General features: G+C 62.3%; 11 protein-coding genes and 2 pseudogenes. 6 read left to right on the top strand and 7 right to left on the bottom strand.

Annotation, left to right across the window (positions count from 1 at the left end):
• Positions 1-3 precede the first annotated feature (3 nt).
• Positions 4-2,214 carry a hypothetical protein gene (locus C8J24_RS12760; RefSeq protein ID WP_107934172.1) on the bottom strand — a complete coding sequence of 737 codons (2,211 nt, stop codon included), beginning with the start codon at positions 2,212-2,214 and terminating at the stop codon, positions 4-6.
• A 206-nt stretch (positions 2,215-2,420) separates the two neighbouring features.
• Here C8J24_RS12760 and C8J24_RS12755 point away from each other — a divergent pair, with 206 nt between their 5' ends.
• Positions 2,421-3,191, top strand: a complete 771-nt coding sequence (locus C8J24_RS12755) for an SGNH/GDSL hydrolase family protein (RefSeq protein ID WP_244180826.1) — start codon at positions 2,421-2,423, stop codon at positions 3,189-3,191.
• 179 nt (positions 3,192-3,370) lie between these two features.
• Here C8J24_RS12755 and C8J24_RS12750 read toward each other — a convergent pair whose 3' ends face one another.
• Complete coding sequence (locus C8J24_RS12750; RefSeq protein WP_107932937.1) at positions 3,371-3,937, bottom strand: hypothetical protein; 567 nt, start codon at positions 3,935-3,937, stop codon at positions 3,371-3,373.
• Between the two features lie 610 nt (positions 3,938-4,547).
• Here C8J24_RS12750 and C8J24_RS12745 point away from each other — a divergent pair.
• Positions 4,548-4,928, top strand: coding sequence for a hypothetical protein (locus C8J24_RS12745; protein ID WP_107932935.1), 381 nt, complete (start codon positions 4,548-4,550; stop codon positions 4,926-4,928).
• A gap of 228 nt (positions 4,929-5,156) precedes the next feature.
• Here the strand turns inward: C8J24_RS12745 and C8J24_RS12740 are convergent, their stop codons facing one another.
• Entirely contained in the window at positions 5,157-5,513 is a 357-nt protein-coding gene (locus C8J24_RS12740) for a winged helix-turn-helix transcriptional regulator (protein WP_031394710.1), read from the bottom strand.
• Positions 5,514-5,634: 121 nt separating this feature from the next.
• Between C8J24_RS12740 and C8J24_RS17585 the strand changes: the two genes are divergently transcribed.
• Together C8J24_RS17585 and C8J24_RS17720 are read left to right on the top strand one after the other, a co-directional pair.
• Entirely contained in the window at positions 5,635-5,961 is a 327-nt protein-coding gene (locus tag C8J24_RS17585) for a putative quinol monooxygenase (protein ID WP_167396759.1), read from the top strand.
• Positions 5,962-6,015: 54 nt separating this feature from the next.
• A complete protein-coding gene (locus tag C8J24_RS17720; RefSeq protein ID WP_208620964.1) occupies positions 6,016-6,153 on the top strand; it encodes an SDR family oxidoreductase in 138 nt (45 codons plus the stop codon).
• 246 nt (positions 6,154-6,399) lie between these two features.
• On the opposite strand, the gene C8J24_RS12725 is transcribed toward C8J24_RS17720, so the two are convergent.
• Together C8J24_RS12725 and C8J24_RS12715 are read right to left on the bottom strand one after the other, a co-directional pair.
• A complete protein-coding gene (locus C8J24_RS12725; protein ID WP_107932930.1) occupies positions 6,400-9,150 on the bottom strand; it encodes a TonB-dependent receptor in 2,751 nt (916 codons plus the stop codon).
• Between the two features lie 831 nt (positions 9,151-9,981).
• Entirely contained in the window at positions 9,982-11,694 is a 1,713-nt protein-coding gene (locus tag C8J24_RS12715; protein ID WP_167396758.1) for a methyl-accepting chemotaxis protein, read from the bottom strand.
• A 76-nt stretch (positions 11,695-11,770) separates the two neighbouring features.
• Here C8J24_RS12715 and C8J24_RS17895 point away from each other — a divergent pair.
• A pseudogene (locus tag C8J24_RS17895) lies at positions 11,771-11,950 on the top strand (IS3 family transposase); the annotation flags it as partial.
• Between the two features lie 325 nt (positions 11,951-12,275).
• Here the strand turns inward: C8J24_RS17895 and C8J24_RS12705 are convergent.
• On the bottom strand, positions 12,276-12,497 hold the full coding sequence (locus C8J24_RS12705; protein ID WP_277352411.1) for a transposase: 222 nt from the start codon (positions 12,495-12,497) through the stop codon (positions 12,276-12,278).
• 96 nt (positions 12,498-12,593) lie between these two features.
• Positions 12,594-13,144: pseudogene (locus C8J24_RS12700) on the bottom strand (transposase); the annotation flags it as partial.
• A 391-nt stretch (positions 13,145-13,535) separates the two neighbouring features.
• On the opposite strand from C8J24_RS12700, the gene C8J24_RS12695 reads away from it, so the two are divergent.
• Entirely contained in the window at positions 13,536-14,126 is a 591-nt protein-coding gene (locus tag C8J24_RS12695; protein WP_235516432.1) for an RNA polymerase sigma factor, read from the top strand.
• Positions 14,127-14,134 lie beyond the last annotated feature (8 nt).

Here is a 14,134-nt window from a genome sequence, read left to right as displayed (position 1 = left end):
CCCTCAGCTCTTCTTGTTCCGGGCGACCGGATCGCCATAGACGACGCCGCGGCCGTCGGTGCCGATATAGACGCGGCCAAATATCCGCGGATCGCCGCTGATCACGCGGAAGCGCAGTCCCCACTGATGCCGGTCGTCGTTGATCCGCTGCCACGTCGTCGCGCCGTCGATCGATCGCCACACTCCATCCTGTCCGGCCTGCTGGCCGATCGCGTAGAGCGCCGGCCAGCGGGCGCCGGGCGCCGCCTTGCCCAGACCGAATTGCGCGACGTGCAACCCTGCCCCGACCCGCACCCAGTGCACGCCGCCATCGACCGAGCGATACAGGTCGCCGCCGAGATTGAGCCACAGCAGGCCCGCAGTGCCCGGCGTCGCGAGCAGCGGGCTCTGCGCCTCCCGGTTGCGGCCCTGCGCGCTCGAAAGGTCAGCGGGGAGGCCCTGTGCGGCGACGGGCATGAAATGCGCGCCGCCGTCCATGCTGCGCAACACGCGGTTGTTCAGCGTGTCGACGACGTAGAACCGGGATGGGTCGACCTTGTCGGCGACCGGCCGCAGCCCCACCGGCAGACCCTGGATCCGGACCCAGGTCTGCCCGCGATCGCGGGTCAGGACTGGCTGTTCGGTCTCGACGATAAACGCCGCACCGTCTGCCGACACGATGATCGGCGCATCGCCGGTCCGTTCGGACGCGCCCCTGCCCGGCGTGACGAGCGGTTGCCAGCTCCGGGCCTCATCCTGCGACCAGGCCAGGCTCGCGCCCGCGACCTCGCGACTATGGCTGCTGCCACTGCGGACGACCACCGCCGGCGCCAGTCCCGCATAATCGAGCGTGTTCGTGTTGGTCAGATAGGGATTACGGTGGCTGTTGGGCGGTGAAACCGTCAGATCGTCGTGACGGAACCCCGCAATATCGCCGAACCCCGAGATCAACGGTGCGCCCCCCGTCGGGCTGATCAGCGTGATGATCGCGGTCTGTTCGATACCCCGTGTCCAGGGCTTCCACGGCACGGCACCGGGTCGGTCGAAAGCGCGTGTCTCGTACAGCGTCGCGCCGGTCACATAGGCGGCGTGGCCCGGGTCGAACGGATCGATCGCAAGCCCAGCGATCCAGTGCCCGAAATCCGCCGGGCCGTCGAACGCGAGGAACGGAGTCTGTGTCACATCGCGCGTGCTGCGCTGGTAGAGCTGGTCCCAATGTGCGCCCGCGTCGGTCGATCGCCACACGGTGTCGACGGGGCGATAGCGATTGACGGTACTGACGGCGATGACGCGCGGATCCTGCGCCGACACCGCCACGCCCATATAGCCTCCCGCCGGCGCATCCGGTCGTCTGTCGGGGGTCACGTCGGTCCAGACATTGGTCGCTGGATCGTACCGCCAGACGCCGCCCAGGGTGATCCCGTTCGGCCCGATCGCGTCGGAAAACGTCATCGTCAGGACGCCGTCCGCGCCGAGCGCGGCCTTCACCGCGCGCATGCTGTCATCCGGCCCTCCGGACAGGGTAAGCCACGACGCGCCACCGTCATCGGACCGGAACAGATGTGCGCCCGGGTCCGCCTGGCCGACGAAGATCCGCCCGCGATGCGCGCGATCGAACAGGACGAAACTCAGCCCGCCATGCGTTGCGCGGGGCTGTACCGGTTTGCCGAGCCCCCCAACCGGAAAGCTGTCGACCTTTCGCCAATGCGCACCCGAATCGTCGCTGCGCCACAGGCCGTCATGGCGTGACCCGAACATTAGCGTCGCCGGGCGATGCGGGTCGATCGCAAGCCGCTCGCCAAGGCCGCGGCCATCCTCGTTGCCGCCCATCGCGAACGGTACCGGCGCGATCCGCCACCGCGCGCCACGGTCGTCCGATCGCCAGATCGCCGCTTCGCCACGCGCCGACATGCCCGCCGCGAGATACACGATATCCGCATCGACCGGATCCGCAGCAATGCTTTCAATCCCCATATAGCTGCTGACGGCATTGCCATCCTGCAAGGGCAGCCACGCACGCTGGACCGCGTCCCAGCGATAGGCACCACCCATGTCGGTACGCAGATAGGCGAGCCCACGCTCGACAGTGCTGAAGATGATGCCGGGCGCGAAGCCGCCGCCACCGACCCGGACGTTGCGCCACGCATAGGGCGCACGAGCCGGAGAAACCTCGGCGTGCGACGCTGCGGGACGGGGATGCGCCGACAGGGCGAGCAACGCGATCGCGCTCGTCAAGACCACCCTCTTCCCCACCAGTCCCGTCCCCTCTAGCCTCGCAACCGATAAGCTCCGGTCGCGTAGCGCCGCTGTATTGCCTGATCCGATAGCGGTAACAAGGTTTGTATGATAAATTGCGGTAATTATATAATCGCGCCGGTCGAGGGCGACGTAGGACACAGGAAAGGATCCACCGCATGGCGATGAAACACTGGCTCTTGCCAATGATACTTGGTGTGTTGCCAATCTCCGTCGTCGCGCAGACGAGTGACGCAGACACGCCCTATGCCAGCGATCCGGTGGGTATCGTCGCCGACCCCTGCCCGCAGCATCCGGCACCGGCCGATGCAGCCGGCTGGGCAGCGTGGAAACGGCATATGCTGACCCGCGACTTTGGCCAGTTGTGCCGTTACGCTGCGGATAATCGCGCACTCGCCGGCAAGACGGTCCGCGTCGTGTTCATGGGCGATTCGATCACCGACAACTGGATCCATGCCGACGCCGCATTGTTCTCGAACGGCGTGGTCGATCGCGGGATCAGCGGGCAGACGACCCCGCAGATGCTCGTCCGGTTTCGCAGCGATGTCATCGCGCTCAAACCGCGGGCAGTCCACATCATGGCCGGCACCAACGACATCGCCGGCAACACCGGCGCAGCGACGATCGAGACGGTCGAAGGCAATATCCGGACCATGGCCGAACTCGCGCGCGCGCACGGGATCAAGGTGATCCTCGCCTCGGTTCCCCCCGCCGCCGCCTTTCCCTGGAGCCCCGACAAACGCCCGGTCCCGCAGATCGCCGCGCTCAACGACTGGCTGCGCGGCTATGCCAAAGCCAATGGCTTCACCTATGTCGATTATCACGCTGCACTTTCGACGCCGGCGGGGGCGATGAAGCCCGGCTACGCAACCGACGGAGTCCACCCGACCCCGCAAGGCTATGCCGTCATGCGCCCGCTCGCGACCGCGGCGATCGCCAAAGCGCACGGCGGGTGACATTGGGGATTTCTGATCCCAGCGCATACAACCCGGCCGGAGGTTCACCGTGGCGAACCTCCGGCCGGTGGCGCCAAGTGCGCGTGTCATGATCAAGCAATGATGCGTTGCAGAGGCTCTCCATCCTCAGCCTCACTCCAATGCTGGCACCAAATCAGGCGTCCGGGCTTTGGAACTGCTTACATCGGAATGACGCGCTGAGCCGTCGCGCTCGCGGTTTCTAGAAGCACTTCCACCGCTGCATCGCTGATACGCCTAGCCGTTTCAAGCGCGGCGGCCGGGGTAAGCACAAAGTCCACGTCCGCAGGACCGCGTACATGGACGACGGGCCCTTCTGGGCTAACATCGCTCGGCTCGTTGGCGGACGTCATACCTGGGCTTTCCGCGGGGTTGTTCGTCACCCAGTCCCTTGCCTGGACGATCGACGTAAAGATCCGTGTATTTGGGTCGGAAATGCGCCCGGCTTGCAGATCTGCAAATCCCAACGACGACACGACGGCGGTTCTGTCCGCTTTGAGGTGTCCAAGTCGCGCAACCATTGCGCGCAGCGCCTCGGTGACAAGAAGATCCCTGGGCACCGTAGCTCTGATTTCGATAATCAGCGATGTCGGCCGCCCCGAGACCAGAAGCCGTTTCAGCTCTTGCCGAAATGCCGGCTCAAACGTCGCCACCGTCGCGGCTGTCCAAACGCCTTTCTGGATGACCGTCAGAAGCGGTATCGCAGGCTCCAGATCGAAACGGAACATTGGTCACTCCCCCAGATAAGCGGGAGCACTTCAGCGTCTCTCAGCCAACGGAACGCCGTTGATGGTAGCTTTCGTAGACTTAAGTTAGGAAGTTCGCACCAACAATCTATATCCTTTGAGTCAGCCGCCCCCGTTCCGCCTCATACGGCAGGAGAGCTTCCCGACTGGTCCGGTAATCCGAAGCGCACCCGGAAGGCCCGCAGCGGAAAGCCTGGATGCCCAGAGCCGCAATATTTCAAGGGAACAATGTCCACATGGCTAGAATCTATCTCGCGTTTCTTGCGTCGGCAATGTCCGATTTAAATGAGCTCGTCTGACGGCGGCAAAAGCAAAAATTGTTCACTTTTTAGGCCTTCTACTTTTCTGACTACCTTACGGACTAAGGACGCTAAACCGGGATATCGTTGATTGAAAAACATCAGCCTATAGATACTTAATGAACTCGCCGATTAGCTAGTCGCAAGGATATTTTATAGATCGGATTTAGCGCCTCGTTGATCAATTCCGATCAGGCGTGTCTGTTGTCGGGTCCATAAGCCGCGCCCACGCTGGACTGGTACGCATCGGATGCATATATTCACCATGCGCCAGCTTCTGATCGGATGAAGCCATGGTCTTGTTGACCCTATCTCATCTCGTGAATGTTATCGTTGTGACGGTCATTCCAGCGTTGATCGCGCGCGACGTGCCCGCAATGACGGCGTGCTACGGCGTCGACAGTGCTGCACGGCGTATCCTTGCATGCCTTTACGCGACCATCGCAATGGCCAGCGCCGTCGCGCTGATCGGTCAGGCTTCGGGCAATACGACGTTGTCGATCGCCATCGCCGGCGTCTTGTTTCCGATGCAGATCGCCTACAAGCTGATGACCATACCGGCGGTCGGTTGGCGCAATCCGGTGGTAAAGAGCAACCTCGCCATCGCGCTGCTGCACACAGCAACCTTAGCTGCGATTTTGCACGAGGGCCTCTTGTACGCGCCAGGAGAATAGCATTTCAAACGACAGCTACCAGGATCGTCGCCGGGCGCCTGACCGCAAACGTTTCAGGCCATCAGCAGCGTCGCCTTTCTGCACGTTAGTCTGATGTTCGCCGAGGTAGGAAAGTGGAACGGCGGTTTTCGGGACGGCGGGCGGCAATAGCCGACATCGCGGCGCTGCCGCTTCAATAAAGATAAACATTGAGAAAGCCTTAGCAACGAGGCGCAATCTAGCGGCTCTCTAGCTTGCCCTCGAAGTCATGCTGGCCGAAGCGCGGGTGCGGTTCCTTACGCCCCACTCGCACAAGGGCAGCAGAGCCTCGATCAGCGTCATGCCGAATGGCGTGACGGTGTAATCGACCTTGGGCGGCACTTCGCCATAATCGTGACGAACCACTACGCCTGCCGAAGCGAGTTCACGCAATTGCTGGATCAGCACCTTTTCGCTGATGCCGGCAACCGCCCGCTTGAGATCGCCGAACCGCCTCGGACCCGAGCGGAGATGATACAGGATCAGCGGCTTCCATTTGCCGCCCATGACGGCCAGCGCGACATCGAGGCCACAGTCACTTGCAGGGTCAGATCGGGGAACGCTCATCGAGCCTCTTTGGCACTTACCTTTAGGTAGGTTCTACCCTCAGCACCAGTGCCAGTCCATATCCCGGAAACGTGCGCGACGGGATCGATCATCTTATCCGTCGCCACGATGGAGCTTGGACATGACTGACACCCCGACCATCCTAATCTATGCAACATATCGCATTCAGCTCAGCGACGTGGAGGCGTTCCGGGATATCGCTTCGCGCATGGCGAGCGCAGCCAGGCTACGGGACGACTGTGTATTTCTCGACGTTACGGAGGAAGTAGGTGCCGCCGGCACGTTCCGCCTGATTGAAGCCTGGCGAGATCAGGCGGCGTTGAACGCGCACCTCTCCACGCCCAATTTCCAAGCGGTATTCGAAAAAGCCGGGAAACTCGGCATCATCGACCGTCAGGCGGACGCCTATTCGATTTCGGGCAGAGCGGCGCTTGATATGCCGTCCTGACCGGAAAGAACGCGGCATCCGCGCGAACGTCGTCTCGGCCGGGAGGAAGATGATGTGATCAAGGGGGTCCCACTCGGGCGCCTGGGGCGGCTTGAAGATGTCGCGAGTGCCGTCCTGTTCGCAGCGTCGAGCGAGAGCGGCTTCGTCGCGCGCCATGAGCTCTTCGTGGATGGCGGGGGCGCGGCGGTCTGACCGGGGATCATTCAACTGAACGAGTCTCCGCGCTCCGGAATGCGACGGCCCACCGGGGCGTCCGGTTGTGGGCGTTGCGCACCATATCCTTGGTAGTGTGCGCGAAAGATCGGGGGCTTCCCGCGGCGCGACCTCGGCTGGACGGACGAGGCCAGCACTGCGGCAAGGGCGCTACGCGAGACTTGGGGATTCTCCACAACGAGATTACCCGGCAGGCCCCGCCCCCACGGCGAGGCCTGCCGACGATCAAAACTGCCCGCGAACGCCTAGGCTGATGCGGCTGCCCGAGGATTCGTAGATCGCCGGAAAGGACGGATCCATCGTGTAGCCGGTGGTCTTCGCATTGCCGACGTTGATGCCCTGCAGCTCGACACGGACGTTGCGCGTCACTTGATAGCTGGCGGCGACGTCGAACTGGCCATAGGCATCGCGGTAGACCGAATACATGTTGCGCTCGATCCGCTCCACATAGGCACCCTTGCGGTTGTACGAGACGCGCAGCGACAGCGGTCCCTTGTCGTAGAAGACCGTGGCATTGTAGGTCTTGTCGGCAAGGCCGATCGGCGAGGTATCGATGCCGAGGTCGGACTGCCCCGTCAGCGAACTGTCGAGGAAGGTGGCGTTGGCGTTGACGCCGAAGCCGTCCGCCCAGTCCGCAATCATGCCGAACGGGATCACCGCGTTCACCTCGACGCCGCTGACCTTGTACGCGCCCTTGGCGTTGACGGGCTGGTAGACGTCGAAGTCATAGACGCCGTTGACCGTACCGTTGGCGTTGTAGACCGTCACGCCGGGTACCTCGCCGGTCAGCTGGCTCTGCACCACGCCCTTGATCTTCTTCCAGAAATAGGACGCCGCCAGAATACCGCCGCGCGGGAGATATTGCTCGAGGCCGACTTCCCACTGATCGGCAAGCGTAGGCTTCAGGCCGGGATTGCCATCGGTGTACCGGAAATTGCCGATGCTCGCGATCCGCTTGTACGCCAAATCGGTCAACGCCGGGCGGATCAGCGTCTTCGACGCGGCAGCGCGCAGGAACAGGCTGTTGGTCAGCTCGGCATGCGCGTTGAACGAGGGCAGGAATTTCTCATATTTGCCGTCGCTGGACACCGGCGCGGGGGTCAGGCCGATCGAGCCGCTCGGGTTCTGGACCTGCTGGAACCCTTCCGAATTGATCGTGGTGCGCAGATAGCGGCCACCCAGATTGACGAACAGCGGCACGGCCACGTCGAACTCGAAATCGACCATCGCATAGCCGGCGATCGTCTCTTCCTTGACCTTGTAATAGTTCGCATCGCTGAACGGCGTGACGAACCCGTCGGGCCGGAAGAAGTCGCGCGCATAGGCGTTCGAGACCTGCGCCCAGCTCAGGTCGCGTGCTTGGTAGTTCTTCCCGCCAACGATGTCGGTGACGGTCTCAAGCGGGCTATCGCCCAGCTTGCGGGTGTTGACATAAGCGGTGCTGCCGCGGGTCGGACCCTGGATCTTCTCCTCGCCATATTGACGCTCGTTGGTCTTGTCGGTGTAGCGACCACCGAAATTGAAGCGCTTGAGCACCGACGAGTCAAACTGGTAGCTCAGATCGATCTGAGCGGCATATTTGTCGTCCTTGATCTGTTCGCGCGTGGTCTCATAGGCTTCGAACAGATACGAATTCGGCGCATCGTACATGTCGATCGTCTTCGGATTGGCGCTCTGAATCGTTTCGCCGCCATTCTCGGTATAGCGCGTGCGCGAGGGCGCGTAGGCGACGTGCTTCAGATTCGCATAGTCGAGCGTCTTTCTGGCGCCGGAATAGCCACCCAGCGCATTGATCTTCCAATTGCCCGTCGTCCAGTTCATCTCCCCGCCGAACTGCCGATAGTCGGTCTCGTTGATATATTCCTTGCTCAGGAATTCATGCTGCGTGTTGGTGTAGGAGACGTCGCGCAGCACGACGATGCCGCTATCCGCGAGCGTCTTGGCATCAAATTCGTGGATCGTCTCGAGCGTCGAGTTGCTCGATGCCGAATAGCCGGCAGCGTCATATTCGTCCTCGGTCGTGTCGTATGATCCGAGAAAGGCGTCGAACGCCAGGCTGAAATCATCACTCGGCTTGTACTGCACCGAGCCCGACAGCCCGAGGCGGTCCTGATCGTTCTGATAGACGCGGTCGCCGACCTTATCGAGGAAGACGATTCTGTTCTTGTCAGCGTTGGTGAAAGCAATGCCGGCGTCGCGCTGCAGCACGGCGATCGCCTGGTTGCGGTAGACGGTGCCGGTACGATCGGTCCAGCGCGCGATAGGGCGGAAGTTGATACCCGAGTTGGAATCGGTGCGATTGGTGCGCTGCTGCTTGGCGACCGAAACCAGCACGCCGAAGTCGCCAAAGGTCTTGCTGGCGAGAAACGAGAAGTTGGGATCGATCTTTTCGGAGATCGAATTATACGCGCCATCAACGCTGCCGACCACGCGAAGCCCGGGGTTGTCGAACGGCCGCGCGGTACGGATCAGCACGGAGCCGGCGATGCCGCCCTCCTCGTCCGCCGCCACCGGCGACTTCTGCACGGTGACCGACTGGATCAGTTCGGACGCGAAGATGTCGAACTCGACGTCGCGGCCGCCCGAGCCCGAGGCGGTCGCCAGCTTGTTGATGGACACGAAGGTGAATTCGCTCGGCAGGCCGCGGACGTTGACGCGCGTGCCGAGGCCGCGTTCGCGTTCGATCGTCACGCCGGGCACGCGCTGCAGCGCTTCGGAGAGATTCTGCTCGGGGAAGTCTGCGATATCGGTGGCGATGATCGAGTCCGAAAAGCCGATCGTATTGCGCTTCATCTCGATCGCTTCTTCTAGGCTGCGGCGATACCCGGAGACGAGGATCTCGTCGCCCGTATCGGCCTCCTGGCTGACGGGCGCCGCGACGGTTTGGGCAGCGGCCGGCGCCACGGACAGTGCTGCGGTCGCGGCTCCCAGCAGCAGGGACGCCATGCGGTCGACATGCTTCAAACTACGGATCATTGTTCGGTTTCCCCCGGTGCTGATATGCCAGTGACACCTCGCGAGGTGATCGCTGGACGTGCGACTTCGCGCCCCGAACGTGTGCGTTCGAGATTATGACAGATTTCATTTAATGGAACGGCAGTCCGCCGGCGGTGATACGTTGGCTCTAGCGCACGCGACGACTATTGATCGGGCAGACCAGACAATTCTTCATGCCGTCACGTTGCAGCAGAAAGCGTACGCGTCGCCCGACTTTATCGCTTACATCGGCTTGTCAAAATGACGAACGCCAGCAACCAGCCAAGATCTAAAACATCGCGCCCCCAATTACCGCATCCGGCTCCAGGCTGAATGCGGTAAACTTGTGACGTGCATGTTACGATGCGGCATGACTTGATCGTCACGTCGATGGCTTTGGCATATATTCGGATCAGCACAGCCAATGGCTGGACGTGATTTTCGCGTCAGGGCCCGAAGCTCCGGAAAGCATTTCCATACCGCTAGGTGTTTGAAAACACCGCGCCTGTCATTCTGGTGCCATCAAACGCAGCTAGGGAAAGTGCTTGCAGTAGAGGGTATTCCCGATGTCCAGCGCTACCTCGCTCGTTCCCCATCAAATAGTCGATTGCATGTCGACGGGCCGGTCCCCGACCGCAGCGGACCTGGACAATGTCGCTGCGCGGATGTGGCGCGAAGGCGCGCGTGACCGTTCGGCATTCTCTTGGGGCGAGCTTTCGCCCACAGCTGCCGATCGCATCGTGGCAATGCGGGCCGCGGTCCTCGCGTTGGAGGGCAGCGGTCTACGCTGAACCGCGCCCGTGCGATGCTCCGGATCGACGACGCGTAGCCTCAAGTTGCGTGCAGCGTCTCGAAGAAGCGCAACAGGGCGGCGTCGATTGACGATGCACCGTTTTCGACCAACCGTGACTCCATGCGGACCTTGGCTGCCATCCCCGTCGTGCTTTGCGTCGCGACGGATACATGCGTCACCAGACGCCCGATCAGATCCAGGTCTGTCGCGGTTCCATCCACTTTCCGGCTGATGGCCTGGCCGCTCTGCGCCTGTTCGCCAATGCTCGACGCGAGATCATCGGTACCGCGAGCCATGTCCTCGACCATTGCGCGGATATGTAGCAGACCAGCATAGGCTGCCGCGGTGCCGCGTTGCATACCAGCTATCTGCTCGGCAATTTCGCCCGTAGCGTCCGCGGTCTGCGCGGCCAGAGATTTCACGGCGTCGGCAACGACCGCAAACCCCTTTCCGGCCTCGCCGACACGGGCCGCCTCCATGGCGGCGTTCAACGCGAGGAGCTTGGTTCGTGCAGCAATGGTCCTGATGACTCCGACGATTGCACCAATTGCGCGGGCGTCATTCTGGACGTCCGTCATATCCTGTGCGAGCCGTGCCGCGCAGTCCGCAGCCTCTGCGCTGAGATCGGCAGACAGACGTGTACTCTGGCTGGACTGACTTATCGCGCCCATAAACTGGTTCGTTGCCGCGGCAATATCCGTTGCTCCGTCGATCGCTCGCCTGACGGCTACGCCGACACTACCAAGCTCGCGGGTCGCGTCGGTCGAATGATCCTCGAGTTCGCCCGATGTCGTGGACAATTGTCCGGCTGCTCCGCGAAGCTCGGCAAGCACGTTCGCTATCTCGCCTTCCAACGTGGTTGCGGCCTGTCGGACGATGCGGTCACGTTCCGCCTCGGCTGTCTGTGCCGTGCGCCGCGCATCTTCGATTTGACGTTCGCGCTGAACCTCTGCCAACCGCTGCCGGCCATTATCGGCTTCCAACCGTCCGCGCTCCACGACCGAGGCCCGAAAGACTTCGATCGCGCGTGACATCCGACCGATCTCATCGGTTCGTTCTGCATGCGGCGTGCGACCTTCTGCATTCTCTCCGGCGATCACCGCCAATGTGTGTTCGATGTCCAGCAACGGGCGGACAAAGGTCCGTTGGACGATCACCACCGTGCCGTATGCGGACAGTGCGAACAGGATGATGCCTGCCGCGACGCTGATTGCGACCTCTTGCCGCTCCAGATCATGGGCGTTGCGGAACAGACGCTCGACTTCGTCTTCCTGGGACGCGATGAGGGTATCGGCGATCTTGGATGCCATCCGCTCGTTGGGACGGACGTCATCGCGAAAGACGGTCCACGCCCGATCCTGGCGACCCTTAGTGGCGTCATCGGCCATGATCGCCAACTGTCGTAAGACGATTATCTGACTGGCTATATATGGGCTCCGTGCGCTTAACCCCGCGATCGGATTCCGAACCAGCTGGGCAAGCTGCGTCCGCATCTGGATTGACCGTTTCGCGAATTTCCCATGGATAATCGCAAGTGCGCGAGGATCGCGTTCGAGCAGTAGGTTCAGCGCGTCACGCTGCAACGAACGGCTGATCGACCGCACCTCGATCAGGTTGATCCGAACGGTCTGGCCGGCATTCGCCGCATCGCGCGCCGTCTGAACACGGTCTCTGGTACCGTGCCCGATCAGGCCCAGCAGGCACACCAGCCCCAGCATAATGGCGACGGGTACCATCAGTCGTGCGACCATGCTCCGCGACCAGAGTCTTAACGTTCGATTTGTCATAGGCGGCCGCTACGGCGCGCGTCTTAACTCTGTATGACAGATGCTGAACAACGCAGGCCGGAAAGACCTGTTCTCAAAAAGACGATGACGCCTGCCGTGAAGCGGCAAGCAGTCGCGCATCTCCGGACGGTGCTGGGGATGAGCGAGCGGCGGGCGTATGCTGTCGTCGAAGCGGATCGCACGAGAATGCGCTATCGCTCGTGCCGGGGGGATGAAGGCGACCGGCGGTCGCGTCCGAAGCGCGCGCTCGCGGCCGCTACGCTTGCGCACCGTCACCCGCTCCTCGCGATACAACCGATACACCTTCTTCAGGTTCATGCCTCTCCTCTCGCGCCTGAGCGGGATCGCCAGCCGCCGGTAGCCGAACCGACGACGCTCGTTCGCGATCTCGCGCATCCGGACGCGGGCAGCATCGTCCTGCCCGCGAAGCGGTTCATAATGCCATGCCGACCGATTGACCCCGATAAGCCCGCAGGCACGCCCCTTGGAGAAACCATGGTCAGCCATCAGCTTCTCCACTGCAGCGTAGCGCTTCGCAGACCGGATCAGTTTATTTCCAGCAGATCCTTCAGCCGACGGTTCTTGTCCTCGAGCGCCCACAACCGCGCCGCCTCCGACACGGTCATCCCGCCGTATTTCGCCTTCCAGTTGTAGAACGTCGCGTCACTAATCCCGTGCTTCCGGCACAACTCGGCGGTCTTCACGCCGGCCTCATACTCGCGCAGCACGCCAATGATCCAATCCCCGGCAAATCGGCCTCGCCGCATCACTCGTCTCCATCTGACGAGCAAATTTCCCAATGGCATGATTTTGGGGAGCAGATCCGACCTCGTCGCATTTTCCTAGAAACGGGGACAGCCGCGACGCTTTCCCGCGGTGTCGAGGATGCCGAGGTAGCGCTGGATGCTTGCGTCGACCTGATCCATCCGGGGCCGGATCGTGAGCGGCGTGAAGTTACGGTCGCGCGCATTCACCGCGCGAAAGCGGCTCCCGTCCACCGCGACCGTGCCGCGCGCGATGAGGGCGAGCTGCCGACACAACAGCACGAACCGGCGACAAGCCGCCTGGTTCGCAGCCCTTGTTCGCGTCGAAAGTCGGCGATGGTCTTGATATCCGGTGCGAGCTTGCCCGTCAGTCACATCAGCTCGACGTTGCGGCCCGCCTCGCGCTCCAGGCGTCGGCTCGACTGAACCTGATTCAGATAGCCGTAGACGTAAAGCTTGAGCAACGTCGCCGGATGATAGCCTGGCCGACCCGTCGCAGCGGCGCCGGCAAACCCCAGCGTCGCCAGATCCAGTTCGTCGACGAACACATCGACGATGCGCACGGTGCTGTCTTCCGCAACGTAATCGTCCACGCAGGTCGGTAGAAAAAGCTGCTCCCGGCGGTCACACCCCTCGATGAAACGACCCATCCGACGTCTCCAGATGACGCCGGCAAGCATAGCCTAACAAGACGTTTCTACGCAGCCTCGGTGGTAAGCGGGCGGTCGCTTTTGAGAGACTATCGTCGCAAGTGGACGTTCGTTCAGGCGGTCGGGTAAGGGGCCAACCGGCCGCTTTCTGGTCGGACGCGGACCGTCCTGATCCGGCACGAAGAGCAACGTTTCTGCCGCGTGTTCATGCTCGCGAGAGTGAGCGGAATTGGCTTATCGTCTCGCGCTGATTGCTGGCAAGGTGAACGAGGCATCGGCCCGTGTGAACGCTGAGGACCGCTCATCCAGGACTTGATCGTATCGCCATGCGAAGTTGCGATTGAACCATTTCCGGCCGGGCAGACACTAAGGGGCGAACAGGAGGACCGGAGTGACAGGGGTCGGGTCTGCGGCGCCGCGCGCCAAGGACGGACACGGTATCGGCGAGGCCGCGCTGATCGATCGCATCCGTGCGCGCGATCGGCGGGCGTTCGAGATGCTCTATCGCGCGTGGGACGCCCGATTGTCACGCTTCCTCCTCAATTTGTTACGCCGCCCGCATCTCGTGGAGGAGGTGCGGAACGATACCATGATGGTCGTGTGGAACCGGATCGGAGGCTTTAATGGTGAGAGCCGGCTGTCGACCTGGATGTTCGGTATTGCCTATCGCCAGGGCCTCGCGGCGCTGCGCAAGCTGGACGAGCCGGTCGATGACGACCGCTCGGAAGCACGCGCCAGCGACGCGGCGACACCCGAGGAGAACAGCCGGGCGGTCCGCGTGAAGCTGGCGCTTGCCGAAGCCATCGAAGGCTTGTCCGTGTCGCACCGTGCCGTCGTCAACCTGACCTATTACCAGGACTTCAGCTACCGCGAGATTGCCGAAATCATGGATTGCCCCGTCGATACCGTGAAGACGCGGATGTTCCACGCCCGCCGCCACCTCAAGCAAAGCCTTCCCGGCGATCTGTCGGACTGGCTCTAGAACAGGAC

This window comes from Sphingomonas aerolata, from assembly GCF_003046295.1.
Lineage (GTDB): Bacteria > Pseudomonadota > Alphaproteobacteria > Sphingomonadales > Sphingomonadaceae > Sphingomonas > Sphingomonas aerolata.
Note: the sequence above shows the minus strand (reverse complement) of the source record. Positions and strands in the feature narration are given on the sequence as shown.